This is a genomic window from Parafrankia sp. Ea1.12 (assembly GCF_900465275.1).
Classification (GTDB): Bacteria; Actinomycetota; Actinomycetes; order Frankiales; family Frankiaceae; genus Parafrankia; species Parafrankia soli.
Genome location: NZ_UBIZ01000613.1, coordinates 20,756 through 42,854, shown reverse-complemented (window position 1 = coordinate 42,854; position 22,099 = coordinate 20,756). Strand labels below are relative to the sequence as shown.

Annotated in this window: 16 protein-coding genes; 8 read left to right on the top strand and 8 right to left on the bottom strand. The window is 72.7% G+C overall.

What is annotated here, in order from left to right; all coding sequences use genetic code 11:
• Positions 1–78: 78 nt before the first annotated feature.
• The 3 genes from FMEAI12_RS33145 (at position 79) to FMEAI12_RS33135 (ending at position 4,112) form a co-directional block, all read left to right on the top strand.
• Positions 79–1,527: an LCP family protein gene (locus tag FMEAI12_RS33145; protein ID WP_306769280.1), complete on the top strand. Its 1,449-nt coding sequence runs from the start codon at positions 79–81 to the stop codon at positions 1,525–1,527.
• Between the two features lie 297 nt (positions 1,528–1,824).
• The gene (locus tag FMEAI12_RS33140) at positions 1,825–3,069 is read left to right on the top strand and encodes a CoA transferase (protein ID WP_112109070.1); all 1,245 of its coding nucleotides are present in this window, start codon (positions 1,825–1,827) and stop codon (positions 3,067–3,069) included.
• Complete coding sequence (locus FMEAI12_RS33135; RefSeq protein WP_112109069.1) at positions 3,066–4,112, top strand: MaoC family dehydratase; 1,047 nt, start codon at positions 3,066–3,068, stop codon at positions 4,110–4,112. Before FMEAI12_RS33140 ends, FMEAI12_RS33135 begins: the two co-directional genes overlap by 4 nt.
• 26 nt (positions 4,113–4,138) lie before the next feature.
• Here the strand turns inward: FMEAI12_RS33135 and FMEAI12_RS33130 are convergent, their stop codons facing one another.
• Both FMEAI12_RS33130 and FMEAI12_RS33125 read right to left on the bottom strand, forming a co-directional pair.
• Complete coding sequence (locus tag FMEAI12_RS33130) at positions 4,139–5,272, bottom strand: hypothetical protein (protein ID WP_112109068.1); 1,134 nt, start codon at positions 5,270–5,272, stop codon at positions 4,139–4,141.
• Positions 5,269–5,853 (bottom strand): SigE family RNA polymerase sigma factor, encoded by a 585-nt coding sequence (locus FMEAI12_RS33125; protein ID WP_306769279.1) that lies wholly within the window; start codon positions 5,851–5,853, stop codon positions 5,269–5,271. The genes FMEAI12_RS33130 and FMEAI12_RS33125 overlap by 4 nt, the downstream gene beginning before the upstream one ends.
• 236 nt (positions 5,854–6,089) lie before the next feature.
• Here FMEAI12_RS33125 and FMEAI12_RS33120 point away from each other — a divergent pair, with 236 nt between their 5' ends.
• Positions 6,090–6,755, top strand: a complete 666-nt coding sequence (locus tag FMEAI12_RS33120) for a cutinase family protein (RefSeq protein ID WP_112109067.1) — start codon at positions 6,090–6,092, stop codon at positions 6,753–6,755.
• A 119-nt stretch (positions 6,756–6,874) separates the two neighbouring features.
• Here the strand turns inward: FMEAI12_RS33120 and FMEAI12_RS33115 are convergent, their stop codons facing one another.
• Genes FMEAI12_RS33115 through FMEAI12_RS33105 form a run of 3 tightly spaced genes read right to left on the bottom strand, consistent with a single transcriptional unit; the run spans position 6,875 to position 9,354 of the window.
• The gene (locus tag FMEAI12_RS33115; protein WP_112109066.1) at positions 6,875–7,708 is read right to left on the bottom strand and encodes an SDR family NAD(P)-dependent oxidoreductase; all 834 of its coding nucleotides are present in this window, start codon (positions 7,706–7,708) and stop codon (positions 6,875–6,877) included.
• A 15-nt stretch (positions 7,709–7,723) separates the two neighbouring features.
• A complete protein-coding gene (locus FMEAI12_RS33110; protein WP_071059555.1) occupies positions 7,724–8,914 on the bottom strand; it encodes a thiolase family protein in 1,191 nt (396 codons plus the stop codon).
• Positions 8,911–9,354 (bottom strand): Zn-ribbon domain-containing OB-fold protein, encoded by a 444-nt coding sequence (locus FMEAI12_RS33105; RefSeq protein WP_112109065.1) that lies wholly within the window; start codon positions 9,352–9,354, stop codon positions 8,911–8,913. Before FMEAI12_RS33105 ends, FMEAI12_RS33110 begins: the two co-directional genes overlap by 4 nt.
• Before the next feature lie 213 nt (positions 9,355–9,567).
• On the opposite strand from FMEAI12_RS33105, the gene FMEAI12_RS33100 reads away from it, so the two are divergent.
• The 4 genes from FMEAI12_RS33100 (at position 9,568) to FMEAI12_RS33090 (ending at position 14,610) form a co-directional block, all read left to right on the top strand.
• On the top strand, positions 9,568–10,581 hold the full coding sequence (locus FMEAI12_RS33100; protein WP_112109064.1) for an LLM class flavin-dependent oxidoreductase: 1,014 nt from the start codon (positions 9,568–9,570) through the stop codon (positions 10,579–10,581).
• Entirely contained in the window at positions 10,578–12,926 is a 2,349-nt protein-coding gene (locus FMEAI12_RS33095; RefSeq protein ID WP_112109063.1) for a CoA transferase, read from the top strand. Before FMEAI12_RS33100 ends, FMEAI12_RS33095 begins: the two co-directional genes overlap by 4 nt.
• Positions 12,927–13,264: 338 nt before the next feature.
• On the top strand, positions 13,265–13,426 hold the full coding sequence (locus FMEAI12_RS36830; protein ID WP_157904194.1) for a hypothetical protein: 162 nt from the start codon (positions 13,265–13,267) through the stop codon (positions 13,424–13,426).
• Positions 13,411–14,610, top strand: coding sequence for an amidohydrolase family protein (locus FMEAI12_RS33090; RefSeq protein ID WP_112109062.1), 1,200 nt, complete (start codon positions 13,411–13,413; stop codon positions 14,608–14,610). The genes FMEAI12_RS36830 and FMEAI12_RS33090 overlap by 16 nt, the downstream gene beginning before the upstream one ends.
• A gap of 179 nt (positions 14,611–14,789) precedes the next feature.
• Here FMEAI12_RS33090 and FMEAI12_RS33085 read toward each other — a convergent pair whose 3' ends face one another.
• From FMEAI12_RS33085 to FMEAI12_RS33075, 3 genes are all read right to left on the bottom strand, one after another.
• A complete protein-coding gene (locus FMEAI12_RS33085; RefSeq protein WP_071059551.1) occupies positions 14,790–16,460 on the bottom strand; it encodes an amidohydrolase family protein in 1,671 nt (556 codons plus the stop codon).
• Between the two features lie 628 nt (positions 16,461–17,088).
• On the bottom strand, positions 17,089–20,838 hold the full coding sequence (locus FMEAI12_RS33080) for an indolepyruvate ferredoxin oxidoreductase family protein (protein WP_112109061.1): 3,750 nt from the start codon (positions 20,836–20,838) through the stop codon (positions 17,089–17,091).
• Positions 20,835–22,097 carry an amidohydrolase family protein gene (locus tag FMEAI12_RS33075; protein WP_112109110.1) on the bottom strand — a complete coding sequence of 421 codons (1,263 nt, stop codon included), beginning with the start codon at positions 22,095–22,097 and terminating at the stop codon, positions 20,835–20,837. Before FMEAI12_RS33075 ends, FMEAI12_RS33080 begins: the two co-directional genes overlap by 4 nt.
• Positions 22,098–22,099: the final 2 nt, after the last annotated feature.

Genomic DNA, 22,099 nt, shown 5'->3' with positions numbered 1-22,099 from the left:
TCCCAGCTAAGCCTGCGTGGTGACGGTGGGTTTGACCGATCCCGGCGCGGGCGTTTCCGTGGTGGGCGGTTCGGCGCCGTGCTCACGGCCGCGCTTTCCGCCGCAGTGCTGCTGTTCAGTGTGGGTGGCTGGTCGCTGTACGCCTACGCCAACGGCAACGTCACGCACGTCGACCTTGACCTGGGTGACGATCGTCCGGCCGCGGACCATGATGTCGAGAACTATCTGCTCGTCGGCACGGACAGCCGCGCGGGCACCGGCGACGAGTACGGCGGCTCCTCGCTCGTCGCCGGCCAGCGCTCTGACACCACGATGCTGATCCACGTGGCCGAGGACGGGGCCACCACGATGGTCTCGTTCCCGCGCGACACCCTCGTCGTCATTCCCGAGTACACCGACGCGGCCGGCAAGGTGCACAAGAAGCATCGGGGCAGGTTCAACTCGGCGATCACCGACGGCGGCCCGTCGCTGCTGGTGAAGATGATCGAGAGCCTGACCGGGATGCGGGTCGACCACTACGTGTCGGTCGACCTCGCGGGCTTCAAACAGATCACCGACGCGATCGGCGGCGTCGACGTCTGCGTGCTGCCCTCGGACTTCAAGGACCACTTCCAGGACGACAACAAGCGGTGGCGGGTGAGCACCAACACCAACGACACGATGAGCGGCTGGTCCGGCGGCCCGGGTACTCTGCACGTCAACGGCGAGCAGGCACTCGCGTTCGTCCGGCAGCGGCATGGCTTCATGCAGGGCGACATCGCCCGGATCAACCGCCAGCAGCAGTTCCTCGGCGCCGTGCTCCGCAAGGCCACCAGCGGCGACGTCCTGACAAACCCACTCAAGTCGTCGGCGCTGCTCCGGGCCGCGACCGGCGCGGTCACCCTCGGTAACACCACACTCGACGAGCTCATGGCCCTCGGACTGTCGATGAAGGGCATGGCGGCCGGCACGATGCACGTCGAGACCCTGCCGACCCGCGCGCCCGGCCTCGCCGACGGCGGAAACCCGAACAACGGAACGCTGCCCGGCTTCGGCGCGGTGCAGCTCTACGACCCGGTCGACCTCGCGAAAATCGTCATGCCGCTGGGCGGCCAGGTCGACGGCGTCACCCTCGAGGACACGACCGCCTCGGCCACGCCCGGCCCGGTGACCGTCCCGCCCGCGCAGGTCGCTGTCGCCGTCTACAACGGCTCCGGCACGTCCGGCCTGGCGGCGAAGGTGACCACGGCGCTGGTGCGGGAGGGGTTCCAGGCAACCAGCGCCGGCAACGCCGACCCCCGCGCGGCGTCACAGGTGCGCTACGGCCCCGGCCAGGAGCAGGCCGCGTGGACGGTGCAGGCGGCGGTACCCGGCTCGATCGCCCGCGCCGACTCGACCATCACCGGGATCCACCTCATCCTCGGCAGCGGGTACACCGGCGTCGTCGCCCCGGCGATGGCGGGTGCCACACCCGCCGCCGGCACGACGCCCGCAGCCCCGGCGGCCGCCGCACCGCAGGGGCCGCCGCCACCGCCCTGCACGCTGTGAAAACCACCCGATCTGAGGCGGGACCTTCCCGAGCGGTCCGGGAGACGTCTGGCCGGCGCCACCAACATCGCCGGACGAGTGGTGAGGTGCGTTCCGCTGACCAGGACATCCAAGGGTGCTTATGCTCTGAGCTGAATATTGATTAACGACTATGTATGGCGGTGGCTGCATGGACGCGGAGTCTGGCCCGGGCAGGGCATGGGCACGCTTCGGTGGCGGGCGCTGTCTCGCCCCGACACTCGGGCGGTGCACCCCGGTGTTCGGACGGCTCACCCCGGCCCTTACACGGGCGGCGTCATGACCCGGCGGCCGCTTGCGGGACTGCAGGTCGTGGAATGTGCGAGCTTCGTCGCCGGGCCCACCGGCGGGATGACGCTCGCGCAGCTCGGGGCCGACGTGATCCGGGTCGACCCGATCGGCGGCGGCAGCGACTACCAGCGCTGGCCGGTGGCACCCACCGGCGAGAGCTACTACTGGACGTCCCTCAACAAGGGGAAGCGGTCCGTCGCGGTCGACCTGCGTTCCGGCGCGGGCAAGGAGCTGGTCACAGCTTTGATCACCGCGCCGGGGCCGGATCGCGGTGTCCTCGTCGACAACGTCGTCGGGCGGCGCTGGATGTCCTACGACGCCCTGACCGCCCGCCGGCCGGACCTGATCCACGTTCGCGTCCAGGGCTATCCGGACGGGCGGCCCGCCGTCGACTACACGGTCAACGCCGAGGTCGGCCTGCCGGGAATCACCGGGCGGGAGGAGGGCGGCGCTCCGGTCAACCACGTGCTGCCGGCCTGGGATTTCATCACCGGGCTGACCGTGTCGACGGCGGTTCTCGCCGCGTTGCGCGACCGCGACCGCACCGGGGCCGGCGCGTTCGTCGAGCTGGCGCTGGCAGACGTCGCGCTCAGCGGTGTGGCGAATCTCGGCTGGCTGTCGGAGGCCGCGGCCCGCGGGACCGAGCGGCCCAGGCATGGCAACCACGTCTACGGCAGTTTCGGCGTCGATTTCACCTGCAGCGACGGCAACCGGGTGATGGTGGTGGCGCTCACCGAGGGCCAGTGGGCGGCGCTGTGCTCGGTGACCAAGACCGGCGAGGTGTTCGCCGCCCTCGAAACGGCGCTGGACGCCGACCTGGCCCACGAGGCCGACCGGTACCGGCTACGCGAGACCATCGCCGCGGTGCTGCGTCCCTGGTTCGCCGCCCGCGACTACCAGCAGGTCAGCAACGAGCTCGACGCCGCCCGCGTGCTGTGGGGCCGGTACCGGGGCATGTCCGACGTCGTCGCAGCGCACGCCGCGGACCCGATCCCGCTGCTCGCGGAGGTCCGGTTGCCGGCTCACGAGCCGTCCTCGGGAACCGTCACGGCGATCACGGCGCGCTCGCCGATGCGCTGGGACGGCGAGTACGGCGCGCCCGGTGAGGCACCGCGCCTCGGCCAGGACACCGCGCCCGTCCTGGGCGAGATACTCGGCCTGACGGATGCCGAGATCGGCCGGCTGATCGACACCGGCGTGATCGCGAGTGAGACGACGGGACGGGCGGGATGACGATCGGATCGGTCGCCGAGGGGCCCTACTTCGACGAGCTGGCCGTCGGGCAGCGGTTCCGCTCCGCGCCGGGGGTCACGCTGACCGCCGGCCTCACGGACGTCCACCGCTCGATCGTCGGCGGCCGGCTCGCCCTGGCCCTCGACACCGCACTGTGCGCCGAGGTGACCGGCGCCGCGGCGCTCGCCCCGCCGAACGTCGTCTGGGACGTCGCCATCGGGCAGTCCACGGTGGTCACCCATCACGTGAAGGCCAACCTGTTCTACCGCGGGCTGGTCTTCCGCCGGGCGCCCGAGATCGGCGACACGCTGCGGACGTCCACCGAGGTCGTCGCACTGCGGCAGAACAGCGTCCGGCCCGGGCGCCGGCCGACCGGGCTGGCGGTGCTGCGCATCACCACCGTCGACCAGCTCGACCGGCCCGTCCTGGACTTCTGGCGGTGCGCGATGCTCCCGCTGCGCGACCCCGACCGGACCACCGGGCACCGCGACGACATCGAGGCCATCGGGACCGTCGAGACGGCCGGGACGGCGGAGCTCGGGGCCGTCGTCGAGGGCTGGGACCTCGAGCGTTTCGCGGCCGCGACCGAGGGCGCGGGCTTCGCCGATCTCAAGGTCGGGCAGAGCTGGCGGGTCGGCGGCGGCGACGTCGTGTCCAGCGCGCCCGAGCTGGCCCGGCTCACTCTGAACATCGCCCAGGTGCACCACGACACCCGGGCCGGCGGCGGGCGGCGGCTGGTCTACGGCGGTCACACCATCGGCCTCGCGTTCGCCCAGGTCACGCGGGCACTGCCGCGGCTGGTCACCGTCACCGGCTGGCACGGCTGCGACCACGTCGGGCCGGTGTACGAGGGCGACACCCTGCGCAGCGACATCACGGTGGAGGACCTCACCCCGCTCGCCGCGGGCGGCGGCCTGGTCAGCCTGCGCTCGCGGGTACGCGCCGACGGCGGCCCCGGCGACGGCGGCCCCGGCGACGGCGAGCCCGGCCAGGAACCCGACCGGGACGTCCTCGACTGGCGCTTCGTCGCGGTCCTGCCCTGATCGACGCGCCGGCCGCTCCGGCGCGGTCATGAGGGCCCGCCCGCCGGGGTGGCAGGTGTCTCGATCGGGCAGTCATCAAGGATGGTCATGCAGTAGCTGGCGCGGCTGACCTTCCAGCCGCCCGCCGTGTGGATGACCTTGCCGCTCGTGGAGTACGAGCGGGGCTCGTCCCACTGCCCGGTGAACGGCCTCAGGATGGTTGGGTCGGTGAAGTTCAGCGTGAACGAGGCCACGGCGTGCTCCGGGTCCCGCAGCACCACGTCCTGCACGGTCACCCGCAGGGTGTGTGCCAACCCGGGATGGTTTGCGAGGAAGCGACTCCTGGTCTCGGCGAGGCCCGGCCCGTTCTCGATCGCCGCGAGCGCCCGGTCCGCAGGCCCGTCCATGGCGTACGCCCGTGTGACGGCCTCGCGGACGGCCTGCTCGGTCTTCGGGTCGAGCGTTGGCCGGGCTCCGACTACCAGCCCTTCAGCGACCCGGCGCAGTTCGTCTTCGGTGAGAGGAGTGCCGGCGGCTACCTCGATGAGCAGCCCGTCCTGCTCGGCCCAGACGAGGGCGAACTCCCGCTTGGGGTCCATGCGGGTGAACACGGCCGGCCGGCCCCGGACCGTCGTGCGGGCGAAGGTCCGCTCTGGCTGCACGCGCATGCTCGACTCGACGGCGTCGAGGGTCGGTACCGGCCCCCAGCTGACCGTGACCATGACGAACGCCATCTGCTTACCCATCATCGCGTTGAAGGACGACCAGTAGGTGGCGATGTCCGGGGTGGGCTCGCCGGTGCCGGCACCGCTCGTGTCCTCCTCGAAGGTCATCTCGGCGGGTATCCAGGTGATGCCGACGCCCCCCACGTCCCGACCAGGCCCCAGCCCGGAACCCGGACCGGCGGTCGGGGCGGACGTCGGCCCAGCGGCCGGACTGGCGGTCGGTGACGGGCGGGCCGGCCTGACCTCGACGGTGTCGGAGTCCGACCGGGCCAGGCCCAGACCCGTGGGGATGGCGACCACGAGCACCGCCACCGCCGCGGCGAGCGCGACCCGCCGCCTGCGCCGACGCAGGCGGAACCGCTCGCGCACCAGGCGGGTGGTGTCCGGGCGGGCCGTGACTTCGGCCGTCACGGCCCGCATGGCCGCTCGTAGATCCCGTTCGACGTCGATGGTCACGGAGTCCTCCTTTCCGCCGGCAGGACGTCGTCGAGGTGCGCGCTGGCCCGCAGTCGGGCGAGTCCGCGCGAGGCCTGGCTCTTGACCGAGCCGACGCTGCAGCCGAGCGCGGCCGCGACCTCCGCCTCGGGCAGGTCGTCGAGGTAGCGCAGCACGAGCACCGCGCGTTGTCGGACGGGCAGGGTCATCAGGGCACGGATGAGCTCGTCGCGCACCGACAACCGGTCGGCGTGGTCCGGCAGGCCGATCTCGGTGTCCGCACCCAGCGGCACCTCGTGGATCCGGAACCGGCGCCACCGGCTCGCCGCCGCGTTGACCAGCGCCCGCCGCACATAGGCCTCCGGGTGCCCGGCGGACACCCGCGGCCAGTGCCGGTAGGTGCGCTCCAGAGCCCCCTGGACCAGGTCCTCGGCCGTCCCCCGGTCGCCGACCAGCAACACCGCGCAGCGCACCAGCCGGTCGCCCGTGCGCGCGACGAACTCCTCGAACGCCCGCTCCTCGCGTTCCAGCACCCGATACGTCCCTTCCGTGGTCCTGCCCTCCTGAACGCCGCCGCGCGCCGCCAGGTTGAGTGCGGCCACGAAAAGGCTTGCGGGACAGGGAACACGGCACGGACACGGAGCGCCGGCCCCACGGGCGACGACGGTGTCCCTGCGTGGCGCTCCGGTGGCACTTTCGGGTGAACCCGATCAGGTACTCGTTACCCACGGGCAGACCGGACGATAGCGTCCAAAACGCACCAAAGCTTGACAAGGGGAGGGGGTGGGACAACAGACCAGCCGCACTGCGCTGGTCGATTACGCGAGGAGATTCGCGCATGAGATTTGTCGGCTCCTGGAAACGTCGCGCCCTGGCGCTCGCCGTCGCCGCGACGGCCTGCACCCTCGGCGGTGGCATCGTCGCCGGACCCGCGCAGGCGGCCACCTGTTCCGACGTGGAGGTCGTTTTCGCCCGGGGCAGCGGTGAGCTGCCCGGCCTGGGCATCACCGGCGGCCCGTTCGTCAACGCCGTGAAACAGAACCTGCCCGGTAAGACGGTCGCCTCGTACGCCGTGAACTACGCCGCGGACTACGCACAGACGTCGGCCGGCCCTGGGGCCACCGACATGACCCGGCACGTGAAGGCGACCGCGGCCGCCTGCCCGAACACGAAGTTCGTGCTGGGCGGGTACTCGCAGGGTGCCAGCGTCACGGACATCTCGATCGGGATTCCGACGTTCCTCGACCTGGGCGAGACCATTCCGAAGGAACTCGCCCCGCGGGTCGCGGCGGTGGTCGTGTTCGGCAACCCACTGGCACTGACCGCCGGTAAGATCACCACGGCGAGTCCGCTCTACGGCCCGAAGGCCAAGGAGTACTGCAATCTCGGCGACCCTGTCTGCGCCTCGGGGTTCAACTTCTTCGCGCACATCATGTACGGGTTCGACGGAAGCGCCGCCGACGGCGGGAAGTTCGCCGCGTCGAAGGTCCTCGCGCTGAAGTAGTCCGCACGCTGAAGTACTCGGCGCGCTGCGGCAATGGTGAAGGCGGCCCGCCGGGGCGGAACAGTGTCGTCCGTCCCGGCGAGCCGCCCGGCGCGGTCAGCCCAGCGGTGCGGCGGCTATTACTCCGGGATGGCGCGCAGGTACTGCGCCATCGACAGCGGCGTGATGCTGAGGACTCCGGAGTCCACCGGCATGGTGATGCCGGTGATCCAGCGTGCCTCGTCGGAGGCGAGGAAGGCCACGGCCCAGCCGACGTCCCAGCCGGTGCCCGGGGTGCCGAGCAGGCCGGCCTCGTTGCGCAGTTGCGTGCGGAAGTCGGCCCGCGGGTCCTGCCCGGAGACGGAGTTCACCATCGGGGTGGTGATGTGCCCCGGCGCGATCGCGTTGACCCGGATGCCCTGCCGCCCGTGCGAGTAGGCCATGTCGACGGTCATCGCGAGCATCGCGCCCTTGGCCGCCGAGTAGGCGATCGTGCCGTCGCCCCGCAGCGCGGAGATCGACGAGATGTTGACGATCGAGCCGGAGCCCTGGGCGGCCATCACCGGCACGGCGTACTTGGACGCCAGGAAGACCGTGCGCAGGTTGACGTTGAGGGCGCGGTCCCAGGCCTCCTCCGAGAGGTCCACGACGGTGCCCAGGGAGGCCAGCCCGATGTTGTTCACGAGGATGTCGACCGTGCCGAAGTTCTCGACGGCCGCCGCGACCATCGCCTCGCACTGGTCCGCCTGCGTGACGTCGGCGGCGAAAACCTTCGCCTTGCCGCCCTCTTCCTCAATCATCTTTAAGGTCAGCTCGGCGCGCTCGGGGTACAGGTCGACGAGCAGGACGCTCGCGCCCTCCCGGGCGAGCACCACGGCGCTGGCCTTCCCGGTGCCTATCCCGTCACCCGGCGTGGAGCCGGCTCCGGTGACGATGGCGACCTTTCCCTCGACCCGTCCAGAACTTCGTGCCATCCGACGTCTCCTCTCTCAGCCACGCCAGCGCGTCAGAAGGGCCGCGCCCGCCTCGTATCCGCCGACGTTGGTCACCGCGGCGACTTCCGCGCCGACCACCTGCCGTGCCCCGGCCTCGCCGCGGAGCTGACGGATCGCCTCGGCGGTGTGACCGAAGGAGGCGTGCAGACGCCCGCCGGAGAGCTGCCCGCCCCAGGTGTTGAGCGGCAGGTCGCCGCCGAGCGCGATCCGCTTGCCGCCCTCGACGAAGGCGCCCGCCTCGCCGGTACCGCAGAATCCCATCGCCTCGAGCCACCAGACGGCCTCGATGGTGAAGCCGTCGTAGAGCTGGGCGACGTCGACGTCGGCGGGCCGCAGACCGGTCCGGTTCCACAGGGCCGCCGCGGTGGCGTGGCCGACCCGGCCCATGTCCTCCCACTGCTCCCACGAGGGGCGTCCGTCCACGACCCCGGCCATCGCCTCGATGGCGACCGGTGCCCGCAGGTCGGGGGCCGTCTCCGCCGCCGAGACGACGATCGCGGTGGCCCCGTCGACGGGAACGTCGCAGTCGTACAGGCAGATCGGCGTGGAGATCATGCGCGACGCCAGGTAGTCGTCGACGGTCAGCGGGTCGCGGTAGACCGCGTCCGGGTTGAGGGCGGCGTGCGCGCGCTGGGTCACCGGGATCCAGGCGAGCTGCTCGCGGGTGACGCCGTACTCGTGCATGTACCGGGTGGCGTAGGGGGCCACCTGGCACACCGGGGAGAGCGCGCCGATCGGCAGCAGCCAGGCCAGCGGCCCCTCGGCCGCCGGGTGGATCGACCCGTAGGCGGGGCGGCCGCCGGCGTTGCGCGCGGCGCTGCCCTCCTTCACCGTCCGCCAGATGACGACGTGGCGGGCCTGGCCGGTCGCGATCGCCTGCGCCGGGCCGTAGAAGGGCAGACTCATGCCCTCGACCTGGCCCTGCCGCCAGGTGGTGGTGAGGCGCAGGGCGTCCTGGATCTCGTACAGGTTGCCGTTGGCGTAGCCGGGCAGGTTGGCCTTGCCGCCGCCGGGGAACATGGCCAGGCCGTCGATGTCGTCGACCTGCAGGCCGGCGTCCTCGATCGCGGCGTGAACGGCGTCGAGGGTCAGCTGGAACCCGGAGCGGTCGATGCGCCGCCCGACGGCCGACTGGCCGACGCCGGAGAGCACGACCCGCTTCTCGAAGTGCTCGGTGCCCGTCACGCGGTCGCCCCGGCGCCGCTCTCGGAGGCGCGGTCGACGGCGACGAAGCTCGGGACGGCGAAGTCGCCGGGCCCCGGCTCGAAGCCGACCTCGACCGCCATCCCGATCTCCACGGCCTCCGGGGGGCAGCCGCGCAGCCGGCCGGCCACCCGCACGCCCGGATGGCCCGGGAACTCGACGAGGACGATCGCGTAGGGCACTTCGAGACCGGGCATCCAGCGCTGGTGGTTGACCGTGAAGCTGTACACCCGGCCGCGCTCGGTGATCTCCACGAACTCGACCGGACGGCTCCGGCACACCCGGCAGGCCCCGTACGGCGGGAAGGAGTCGGACCCGCAGGCCGGGCAGTGCTCGACGAGCAACCGGCCTTCACGAGCCGCCGTCCAGAACGGCTCGGTCTCCTCGGTCACGGCCGGGGGTATACCCACGATCGCGGTCAAGCCTCTCCCCCTTGCTTCCCTGCTCAGCCCTTGCTTCCCTGCTCAGCCCTTGCTTCCCTGCTCAGCTTCCCTTCACAGGGAAGAGGAGTGTACGCTCACTCCGCTATTCTGCCACGCAAGCCCGGACACGCGCGCGGACAGCCGCCGAGTCTGCTCCCCGACCCGGACGGCCTGGTCACGCCGTCCGGCCGGTCGTCCGTTAAGGAGCCCTGGTTGCCAGGCAATCGCATCGTCTTCGGAGCAGCGGCCCTCCCCGAGCCGGACCGGGCGTGGCTCGCCGCCGCGGAGCGCCTCCCGATCGAGTCCGTCTGGCAGGGCGGCCACATCCTCCCCCGGACGGGCACCGGAGAGGTGATCACCCGGCTGGCGCTGATGACCGCGTGGACGGAGCGCGTCCGCGTCGGCACCTCGATCCTGCTCGCCCCGCTCTACCCCCCGGTGATCATCGCCAAACAGCTCGCCGACCTGGACGTCCACAGCGGCGGCCGGATCTCGGTCGGGGTCGGCGTCGGCGGCGAGTTCCCCCAGGAGTTCGACGCCGTCGGCGTGCCCGTCGCCGAGCGCGGGGCGCGCACCGACGAGACCCTGGACATCCTCCGGGCGCTGTGGTCCGGCGAGCCGGTGACCCACCACGGGAAGTTCTTCCACCTCGACGAGGCGAAGCTCGTCCCGGTCGAGCTGCGCGGCGCGGACCGGCCGGGCGGGCGCCCCGGCGGCCCGCCGCTGTTGATCTCCGGCCGCAAGGGGCCCGCCATGCGCCGCGCCGCCCGCGTCGGCGACGGCTGGATGCCCTACCTGATGTCACCGGACGCCTATGCCCGCACGGTCGGCACCGTCCGCGAGCACGCCGCCGCGGCCGGCCGCGACCTGGAGAAGTCCGGCTTCGAGTGGATGATGTACGTCTACTGCTCGATCCGCCCCGACGGCGACCGCGCCCGCGACGACGTCGCGTCGTTCCTCGGCGGCGCCTACGGGAACAAGCCCGGCGGCATGCTCGAGCGGGTCGCCCCGGCCGGCACGCCCGAGGAGGTCGCCGCCCGCTTCCAGCAGTACGTGGACGCGGGGGTGCGCCACTTCATCATCTCCCCGGCGGCGCACGAGGACACCCTCGAGGTGATCACTCTCGCGGCCAGGGAGGTACTGCCCCGCCTCACGCTGCCGGCGGACGGGCTGTCAGTGGACGGCCTGTCAGTGGACGGGCTGCCGGCGGACGAGGTCTCGCCGTGAGCACCGCCCCCGCCGGACGTCCCTGCGAGGGCCTGTCGGTCGTCGAGGTCGCGGTCGGCACCAGCGACCTCGGCCTGGGCCTGGCGGGCGGCGTGCCCGGCATGATCTTCGCCGACCTGGGCGCGCGGGTCGTCCGGGCGGTCGGGACGTCGACGCCGGCGATCGACGAGCACGTGGCCTGGGGCGAGGTCTGGCACCGCGACAAGCAGCTCGTCGTCACCGACGACGCGGCCGAGGTGCGCGCGCTGCTCCGGGGCGCGGACGTCGCGTTCGTCTACGGACCCGAGGCGCTCGTCGAGCGGCGCGGCCTGGGCCACCTCGACCTCCAGGCGGCCAACCCGGGCCTGGTGTACGCCCGCTGCCGGCCCAGCCGGACGTCCAAGGGCCTCGGGGAGGACTTCGGGCTGCTGGTGGAGGCCCGGGCCGGGTTCTGCACCCAACTCGCCGGGCACCGGCCGGGCCCGATCTTCGTCGACGCGCAGGCGTCGGGCAGCGGCACGGCCTTCCTGCTCACGACGTCCGCGCTCGCGTTGTTGCGCCGCCGGGTCGGGACGGGCACCGGCGGCTGGGCCGAGACGTCGCTCTACGACGGGCTGCTCTCCACCCTCGGGTGCATGATCGGGCGCTCCGAGCGCGCCGCGACGGAGATCGAGTCCTACTGGGAGAAGGGATCGACCTTCCCGAACTTCCTGTACCGCTGCGCCGACGGCGAGCTGCTGCAGGTCTGGTTCGGTGGGAAGGGGATGTACTCCCGTCTCATCGACGTTCTCGGCGACACCCCCAGCGACGAGGGCTACTACGCCGACCAGATGACCGGGGCTCTCAACGAGCGTGCCCGCCGCTGGCGCTCGCCGTTCGCGCTGCGGCCGCGCGAGGACTGGCTGAACCGGCTGCGCGAGGCGGGCATCGCCTGCGAGCCGGTGCTGCGCCCCGGCGACGCGCTGGCCGACCCGCACCTGGCCGAGGTCGGCCTGGCGGTGACCCGCTCGGAGTCCGGCCGGCGGGACGTCGTCGTCGGCTCGCCGATCTCCGTCCGTCCCGTCCGCCCCGCGCCCGCGGACGGCGCCCCCGCCGCGAGCGCGGCCGGGACGTCCGGCCGTCTCCTGCGGGGGGTTCGCGTCCTGGACTTCTCGGCGTTCGTGGCCGGTCCGCTGGGCGCCCAGATCCTCGCCGACCTGGGCGCGGAGGTCGTCAAGGTCGAGCCGCCCGAGGGCGAGGCCATGCGGGCCGCCGCCTACGCGGTGGCGGCCTGCCAGCGCGGCAAGCGCAGCCTGGCGATGGACCTGGGCGCCCCAGAAGCCCGGCCCGTCGTGGAACGGCTGATCCGGTGGGCCGACGTCGTCGTGCACAACTTCCGGGTCGGGGTGGCCGAACGGCTCCGGATCGACGCGGAGACCGTCGCCCGGCTCAACCCACGCGCCGTGTACTGCCACGCCAGCGCCTTCGGCCCGACGGGACCGCGGGCGAAGTACCCCGGCAACGACGCCCTGATGCAGGCGCTGACCGGCCTGGAGCAGGCTGTAGGCGGCACCGGCAACGATCCGGTCGCCCCCACCTGGATTCCGCTGGACGTCAGCGGCGGCTGGGTGGCCGCGACCGGCATACTGGCCGGCCTGTACGCCCGGGAGTCGACCGGGTGCGGGCAGCGGGTGGCGACGAGCCTGCTGGGCGCGGGGATGCTCCTGCAGAGCGGGGTGTTCCAGCGCGACGGCGAGCGCGTCCCGACCCCCTCGCTCGACTCGACCCAGACCGGGTACGGCCCGGGCTACCGCATCTACGCCGGCGGCGACGACCGCTGGTTCGCGCTCGTCCTGCCCGACCGCGCCGCGTGGGCCCGCCTGCGCGAGCTGACGGCACCCGCCGCGACGCCCGTCACCGGCGACGCGGCCGCCGGCGACGACGGCACCGCGGCCGGCGGCCTGCCGGAGTCCTACGTGCCACTGCGTGGGGGCTCGGACGACGCGAGCGCCCGCCGGGCCGAGTCCGTCCTGGAGGCCGTGTTCGCCGCCGCGCCGGCGGCCGAGTGGGTGGCCCGTCTGCGCGCCGCCGGCCTGCTCGCCGACCTCATCGAACCGCTCGACCGGGACGGCTTCCGCCGCGCGGTGCTGGACGACCCGGTCAACCGCCAGCTCGGCCGGGTCGCCTCGTACGAGGTCGCCGACTGGGGCTGGTTCGAGCAGATCGGGGCCCTGCCGCGGTACGGCCCGACCGGCGTCGACGCGGACCCGGTCACGCCGATGCTGCCGGGCGTCGGTGAGCACAGCGTCGCCGTGCTCACCGACCTCGGCTTCCCCCCGGCGGAGATCGACGCCCTCCTGGCCGCCAAAGCCGTCCGCCAGACCTGACGGATCCCGGAAGCACCGCGGAATCCCCTCGGACGCCGGCCGTCCTGGCCGGCGTCCGCATTCATCACCCGCCTTTCGGGGCGGCACCGCCGTAGATCCCGGAGAACTGCCTGGGCGGCGTTCCGCGCGTTACCGGTGAGAACGAGATCGCCCGCCTTCGGGAAGGCGGGCATTCAGCCTGCCACCGCAAACGCCCCTGCGCCCGATAGGGAAAAAGTGTATGCTCACTTACCAGGACTGAGGCCGTGCGAACCGGCCCGCGATCTGCGCGGCAGGCCGCCGAGCGACACGAAACCGCGACAGGCGACAGAACCGCGACAGGCGGAGGAGGCAGCCAGGTGACCACGACGATCCGTCTCGTGGCCTGCCCGGCGCCCGGAGACGACCCGCACCTCGTGGCCAGCCAGCGCACCGCGCGCAAGTCCCGGCACTTCGACCGGCGCAGCGAGTATTCACTGAATCGTTTTCCCGGAGGTGGCACGCGGTGGACTACCAGCTGATCGATGCCGATGGCCACTACTACGAGCCCGACGACTGCTTCTCCCGGCATATCGAGGCCGGTTTCAAGGAGCGCACCGTACGGGTCGAGCGCGGGGCCGACGGCCTGGGCCGGGTCTATCTGGGCGACCGCCGCACCTTCATGAGCGTGATGCCCGGGGACTACGCGTCCGCCCCCGGCGCGCTGCAGGGCCTGTTCGTCGGCGAGGTGGCGGACGGCTTCACCCACCGCGAGGTCCTGAACGCGAAGGACCACCCCGCGTTCATCGAGCGGCCCGCGCGGCTGGACCTGATGGACGACCAGGATGTCGAGGCGACCATCATGCTGCCCACCCTCGGCGTGGCCGTCGAGCAGGACATGGCGGACGACGTCGAACTGACCTACGCCAGCCTGCGCGCGTTCAACCGGTGGCTCGAGGAGGACTGGGGCTACGCCGAGCAGGACCGGATCTTCGCCGTTCCGATGCTCTCCCTGCTCGACATCGACCACGCCGTGGCCGAGCTGAAGCGGGTGCTGGACGCCGACGCGCGCCTGGTGCACCTGCGCCCCGGGCCGATCGGCGGCCGCTCCCCCGCGCACCCCGACTTCGACCGGTTCTGGGCGATGGCGGCCGAGGCCGGGGTCGGGGTCGTGTTCCACGTCTCCAACAGCGGTTACAACGCGGCGTACGGCCGGCTCTGGTCCGAGGACGCGGGCAACCCGTCACACCTGCAGTCGCCGCTGCAGTGGGCGCTGTGCAACACCGAGCGGCCGATCGTCGACACGCTCAGCGCGCTCACCCTGCACAACCTCTTCGGCCGACACCCCAACATCAAGATCATCTCGATCGAGAACGGCAGCAACTGGGTGCGACCGCTGCTGAAGACGGTCGACAAGGCCGCCGCCCTCGGCCGGCGCGGCCCGATGATCGGCGGCACGCTCTCGGCGAAGCCCAGCGAGATGCTCGCCGAGCACCTGTGGGTCTGCCCGTTCCCCGAGGACGACGTGCACGACCTCATCAGCGTGCTCGGCCCGGACCAGGTCCTCTTCGGTTCGGACTACCCGCACCCCGAGGGGCTCCGCCAGCCCATGGACTACGTCGAGCGCCTCGACGACTGCGACCCGGTCACGCGGCGCAAGGTGCTGCGCAGCAACACCGCCGACCTGCTCCGGATCCCCGACAAGGAGACCGCCAGGTCCGCGTAGGACAGTCCGCGTAGGGACAGTCACCGTAGGACACCAACCCCGCCCCCCGGGCCGGTCCGGCTCGGCGCCGGGTCGGGCCCGGCCAGGCCCTGAGCGGCAGAGACAGAGAGCCCGCGGACGCGGAAGCGCCCGGGTGGCCACCGCGAAATGGCTACCCGGGCGCGGGGTTGGTCCGGTGGTCAGGACTGCGGGGTGCCCTCCCCGGTGCCCCGGGCGCGCAGCAGACGGCCGGGCGTGGCGCCGGGGATGTCCTTACCGTACGAACGGGTGGCTACGCCGTTGACCCACACGTGCTCGATGCCGGTGCTGCGCACCACCAGGCGGTCGGCGCCGCCGGGCTGGTCGTACACCCGCTCGACCGGGGTCGTGCCCACCGTGGCCGGGTCGAAGGCGACGAGGTCGGCGTGGAAGCCCTCCTTGACCAGCCCACGGCCGTCCACCCGGAAGGCCTGGTGGGGATGACCGGTGAGGCGCCAGACCGCGTCCTCCAGCGCGATCGCGCCGCGCTCGCGCACCCAGTGACCGAGCAGGTGGGTGGAGTAGCAGGCGTCGCAGAGCTGGTTGGCGTGGGCGCCGGCGTCGGAGAGCCCGAGCAGGGTGCGCTTGTCCGCCAGCAGCTGGGCGATCTCGGCGTCACCGTCGTTCTCCAGCACCACCCGGAAGCGGGTGGGGACGCTGTCCGAGAGCGCGAGGTCGAGCATGACGTCGAAGGGGGTGGTGCCCCGCTGCTGCGCCAGCCGGTCCAGCGGGATGCCCACGACGTCGTGGTGGGCGCCGGTCTCCTCGACATCGATCTTGGACCAGCGGTGGCTCCACGCGCTCAGCGTCGCGGGGCGGGCCCGCTCCCGCCAGGAGGCGTCGCGGTAGAGGTCGGCACGCTCCTCGCGGGGCCGCGCCAGCGCCTCCTTCCACTCGTCGATCTCGGCGAGCGGCACCGGGTCGTCCATCGTGATCTGCATGACGATGGGGCGGCAGGCGATCTGCGGGTAGACCTCGCCGGGCAGCGCCCCGCCCCGCTCGACGGTGCGCATCGCCGCGCCTGGCTTGTCCGCGCGGGCGACCAGCGCCGTCCACGTCACCGGGACGCCGAAGCGGGTGGCCAGCTCGGAGAACTGGTCGACGAACAGGCCCGGGCCGATGGAGACCTGGACGACGCCGCGCCCGAGCTCGCTGAGCACCGAGACCATCGAGTAGACCTCGTCGACCTCGGCGAAGCGGCTCGGCACCGGACGGCCGTAGGCGCCCTGGTGGGCGGGCTGGCGCGAGGTGGAGAACCCGATGGCGCCGGCCTCGAGGGCCTCGCGCACGATCTCGCGCATCCGCTCGAGCTCGGCCGGTGTCGCCGGCCGCTCCTCACCGCCGACCACGAACGCGCGCAGCGGCGAGTGGCCGATGAAGGCGCCGACGTTGAGACGCTTGGGCCGCTGGTCGAGGGCGGAGAGGTACTCCGGGAAGGTCTCGAAGGACCAGGAGATGCCGGCGTCAAGTGCGCTGAGGGACATCCCCTCGACGTTCTCCAGGAGGCGCATGATGATGTCGCGGTGCTCGGGCCTGGTCGGCGCCACCCCGAAGCCGCAGTTGCCCATGATCACGCTGGTCACGCCGTGCCAGCTCGACGGCGTGAGGTCGCCGTCCCAGAGAATCTGGGCGTCGTAGTGGGTGTGCACGTCGATGAAGCCGGGGGCGAGGGTGAGCCCCTCGAGGTCGACGACCTCGCAGTCGGGCGTCGGGGTGAGCTCGCCGGGGGCGCCGACGGCGACCACGCGGCCACCGCTGACGGCGACCTCCGCGGCGCGGGCCGGGGCACCCGTCCCGTCGATCAACGAGGCGTGGCGCAGCAGCAGATCCATCGAAACTCCGATCGGTCGCCCGCGGCAACGATAGTTCCCAGAAGATAGCAAATACTCGCTCACTTATCGAGTTCGCGAGGCACTGCTCACGAGGCACTGCTCACGAGGCACTGCTCACGAGACGCCCGCTCACGAGACGCCCGCGGACGGGCCCCACGACCTACGACTTACAGCTCGTTTCGCAAAGATCGGCCAGGAGTGGGAGTCGTGTCGGGACCCGGGTCGGGGTGGCCGGCTGGCGCCCCCCGCGGAACAGGACCCAGACCGAGGCCCGGTACCTCCTCCCCGAGCCGGTTATGCACCCTGAGTCTCCGCCATCGGGTGATGTGCGGCGGGTGAGAGAGTCCTGGCTGCCCCTCACCCGCCACGGTTCCGCGCCGCCGTGCATAGCGGCCGGCCCGGTACGCATACCCGTCGGGCCCGGACCGTGCCGGGGACCCGATGATCCCCGCGCATCCCGCACCCAGCACCCCGCACCCCGCGCACCCGGACACGGCCGCCACGGACCACGGCCGATCATGATTTCCCTGGGGGCGCTCGAACCGGACACGACACCCCGTGGTCGATCAATCTTTGCGAAACGGGCTGTTATGCACCCCGGTTCCCCACGACGCGAGGGAACATCAGGTCAGGGTGCCGTGCCGCCACCGGTACCAGCGGCGGGCGGGACCAGCTCACGCCGCAGCTGAGCGACCTCGGCACGCCAGCGCCGCACCGCGGCTTCCTTGATCTCCGCATAGCCCTTGACCACCTGGACGGACTCGGCGGCCTGGACCAGCGTCTCGTAGGAGACGCCGGACCCGGCCGGCACCGGCCGCACAAGCTCGGTGATCAGCGCCTCGTACTCGGCGATCACCGCGCGCTCGGTGCGGCGGTCGGGGTCGTAGCCGAAGACGTCGAAGGGCGTCCCGCGCAGCCGCTTCATCGCCCGCAGGCCGTGGAAGGCGACGGCGTAGGGCCGGCCCATCGGGAGCTTCCTCGACACGCCCAGCCGGCGCAGCGCGGGTGGATGGAGGTGGTAGGTCACCTTGTACGGGCCGTCGATGCCGAGGCCACGCGCGACCTCGTCGTAGTCCGTCTTCAGGTGCAGCCGGGCGACCTCGTACTCGTCCTTGTAGGTCAGGATCTTGTGCCAGGAGTCGGTGACCGCCCGGGTGAACTCCCATCCGCTGGCCTCGTCGTCCCGCGCGGACGCCTGCTCGACCAGGCCGAGGAAGCGCCGCGCCAGCGAGTCGCCCGAGTAGTCGATCACCTGGGCGGCCCGGCGGACCAGCAGGTCACGCAGCGCCGGGGGCAGCGGGCGCTCGGCGACGAGCGCCGCCGCGCGGGTCAGCGCCGCCGGTGACGGGTCGGTGAGGCCGGGCCGCCGACCCGGCTCCGGACCGGCGCCGGAGGCCTCCGCGCCCGCCGACCCGGTGGCCACCGACCCGGCGCCCGCGGGCCCGGCGCCCGCGGGCCCGGCGAGGCTGGCCTCGACGGCCGCCGGGTCGTGCGCGGCCCAGCGGCCCCATTCGAAGGCCTCCCGGTTCTTCGCCGCGGCCCTGCCCTGCCGGCGCATCGCGTGCTCGACGTCGTCCAGCGTGAACGGCAGCCCGCCGAGCTGGAAGGCGGCGCCGAGCAGGACGACGTTGCCGAGGAGCTGGTCGGCGAACACCTGCTCGGCGATCTGCCGCCCGGCGATGAAGGCGACCCGCTCGGGGCCGACCCGGTCGGTGATCGCCCTGCGCAGATCCTCGTCGGCGGGCGCGGTCGCGCCGCCCTGGAGCATCGACGTGGTCGGGATCAGCTCGGTCTCGACGACCGCCACGGTGTGGCCGGGGCGGACCCGTTCCAGCTGGGGCCCGCCGGCGGCCTGCAGGATGTCGCCGGAGAGGTAGAGGTCGGCCCCGCCGGGGCCGACCGTCGCCGAGCCGATCTCGGCCCTGGTCGCCGCCAGGTGCAGGTGGGAGACCACGGCCCCGGCCTTCTGCGACAGGCCGGTCTGGTCCACGCCGCCGACGACGAGCCCGGCCGACTCGGCCGCGGCCGCGAGGATCCGGCTGGCGGTGATGATGCCCGTCCCGCCGATGCCGGTGACGTAGATGCCGTACTGGCCGTCGACACCCGGGTTGGCGGGCGCCGGCAGGGTGCCGGCGGGCAGGGCCGGCCGCACCGACTCGCCCGTCCCGGCGGACGCACCCGCGGCCTGCTCGGCACTCGCCCTGCGGGCCCGGCGCTTCGCCGGGGACCTCGTCCACGGCCAGGTCCGCGACCGGGGCTGCACGGTGACGAAGGACGGGCAGTCGCCGTCCAGGCAGGTGTAGTCGCGGTTGCAGGAAAGGTCGTCGATGCGCCGCTTCACACCGAGCTCGGTCTCCACCGGGAGCACCGACAGGCAGTTGCTCTTGGTGCCGCAGTCGCCGCACCCCTCGCAGACGGCCTCGTTGATGACGACCCGCCGGGGCGGCTCGGGCAGCAGCCCGCGCTTGCGCAGCCGCCGCGACTCCGCCGCGCAGCGCTGGTCGTAGATGATCACGCTGACGCCGGCCACGCCCCGCAGTTCCTCCTGCACCTCCGGGAGGTGGTCCCGCCCGAGCACCCTGACGCCCGGTGCCCAGCGGGCGCGACGGCCGTAGCGCTTCGGGTCCTCGGCGCACACCACGATGCGGCGCACGCCCTCGGCCTCCAGCGCCCGGGTCATCGCCGGGACGTCCATCAGGCCGACGACGTCCTGACCGCCCGTCATGGCGACCGCGGTGTTGTACAGGATCTTGAACGTGACGGCGACGCCGGCGGCGACGCTCGCCCGGATCGCCAGGATGCCGGAGTGGCTCAGCGTGCCGTCGCCGAGGTTCTGGATGAGGTGCGGCTCGTCGACAAACGGCGCCAGCCCGATCCAGGGCACGCCCTCGGCGCCCATCGGGGTGGGCGGCAGGCTGGTCATGCCCTGGTGCCGGGTCTCGAAGTACATGATCCCGTGACACCCGACGCCGCCGCCGACGAGGGCACCGTCCGGGAAGACCGTCGAGCGGTTGTGCGGGCAGCCGCTGCAGAAGCCCGGCGGCCGGGACGGCAGCGCGAGCAGCGGCAGCGACATCCGCCGCGGCTCGTCGCGCCGGCCGGCGGCGAGTGCCGGGCGGACCCGGGTCAGCGCCTTGCCGACCGCGGCCGGGTCCAGCTCGCCGACCGTCGACAGCAGCGCGCGCCCGTCCAGGTCCTTCTTGCCCGCGACGGGGACCATGATCCCCGCCTGGTGCAGGATCGACCGCAGCTGCGTCTCGATGAACGGCCGCTTCTCCTCGACGACGAGGATCTCCTCGACCGACCGGGCGAACTCGACGACGGTGCTCTCGACCACCGGGTACGTCATCGCGAGCTTGAGCACGCGGACGCCGGCGGCGGCGAGATCGGCGGGGCGGACACCGAGATCGGAGAACGCCTGGACCACGTCGAAGTAGGTCTTGCCGGCGCACACGATGCCCAGCGGCGCGCCCGCCTGGGCGCCGACCACCCGGTCGAGGCCGTTGTGCCGGACGTAGGCCTGCGCGGCGCGCAGCCGGTGGTCGACGACGAGCGCCTCCTGGCCGGGCACCGCGTGCGGGCCGACCTTGGCCTGCGGCCGGTGCCGCCACGGCAGGCCCTCGACCAGGATGTCCTCCGGTTCCTCCGGAGTGTGCCGGTCGAGATCGAGGTCGACGCTGCCGATGCCGTCCGCCACCGCGGTGACGATCTTCATCCCGACCCAGGATCCGCAGTACCGGGACAGCCGGTAGGCGTGCACGCCCAGGTCGAGGACCTCCTGCTGGTCACCGGGGAACAGCACCGGGATACAGGCGTCCTCGAACGTGTACTGGCTGTCGCAGGGCAGGGTGGACGACTTGGCGGTCGGGTCGTCGCCGCAGAACATGACGACGCCGCCGTTCGGGCCGGCGCCCATGGCGTTGGCGTGCCTGAGGACGTCCCCGCACCGGTCGAGCCCCGGGGTCTTGCCGTACCAGGCGCCGACGACGCCGTCGACGCCGGCGTAGCCGCTGACCGCGCCCATCTGGCTGCCCCACACGACGGCGGCGCCGAGCTCCTCGTTCAGCCCCGGCCGGTGCAGGATGCGGTGCTCGGCCAGCTTGTCGCCGAGCTTGTCCAGGGTCAGGTCGAACGTGCCCAGGGGCGAACCCGGGTAGCCCGACACCATCGTCCCGGTGGTCAGGCCGTCCTTGGCATCCAGCCGCTCACGCACGACGAGCAGGCGCGCCAGGGTCTCGACTCCGGAGAGCAGCGCCGCAGCGGCCGGGGCGGGCACCGGGGCCTCGACCGCGGGCGGATCAGCGACGGGCGGGCCGTCCAGCGGGGGCGCCTCGATCACGTCGCCGGACGCCGCCCGCTCGCCGGTGGCCCCGATCATGGGAACATCCGCGGGTTGACGTAGGCGAACCGCCCGCCCTTGAGGACCGTGCGGCGGCGGTCGGGATCCTGCAGCACGGTGATGTCGGCGAGCGGGTCGCCATCGACGATCAGCAGGTCGGCGAGGTAGCCCGCGCGGACCTGGCCGACGTCCAGGCCCACCAGCGGGCCCATGTTCCGGGTCGCGGTGTTGATCGCCTCCTGCGGTGACATGCCGACCAGCTCCACGTAACGCTGCAGCTCGGCCGCGTAGGTGCCGTGTTTTGTCCACTGGTGGCCGAAGTCGCCGCCGGCCAGGATGCGGATGCCCGCCTCCCGCAGCTGGCGGATGCCCTCGACCTGGGCGTGGAACTCCTTCTCGTAGCCCGAGCGCTCGATCTTCTCCGGGGTGACGCCCCAGGGCTCGGCGTGGCCGCTGACCATCGCGTACAGGTAGTGCAGGCCGGGGCACACCCAGACGTCGTCCCGGCGCGCCTCGAGCTCGTGCACCGCCTTGTCGTCAAGGAAGCAGGCGTGGTGGATGGCCCGGACCCCGTTGCGCGCCGCCATCGCGACGCTGTCCGACCCGCGGGCGTGAACCGTGATGAACGCCCCGTACCGGTCGGCCTCGTCTACGGCCGCGGACAGCATCTCGTCGTTCATGTAGAGGTCGTCGGAGGGGTACTCGGGGACGATGCCGTCCCCGGAGACGAACAGTTTCAGCGCCCGGACGCCGGTGTCGCACTGGCGGGCGACGACCTCGCGGATGTCCCGGGCGTCGGAGACGACCGAGGTCATCCCGGTGTCCGCGCTGATCGCGCCCCGCTCGGTGATCATCGTGCCGCTCGGGATGACCCGCGGGCCGGGGATGAGGCCCCGCTCGATCGCGTCCCTGGTGCGCACGTCGTCGAACGGCTGGGAGACCCCTGCCCCGACGACGAGCGTGTAGCCGCTCTCCAGGAACGTCCGGGCCACGGCGGCGACGTCGAGCGCGTGCGGCGCGGCCGGCGCGTTGGCGACGGAGACGTGGTCGAAGACGAAGTCGAGCGGCCAGCTCATGTGCACGTGCGCGTCTCCCAGGCCGGGTAAGACGGCCGCCCCGTGCAGGTCGACGACGCGGGCCGCACCGGAGTCGATCTCGATGCGCCCCGCCGCCACCCGCGCGATCCGGTCGCCCTCGATCAGGAGGTCGCCGTCGGCGATGACGTCCGACCCGGAGTCGGTGCCGGGAGCGGAGCAGGTGATTATCTTCGCGTTCCTGATCAGAGTGCGCTCGGTCATGT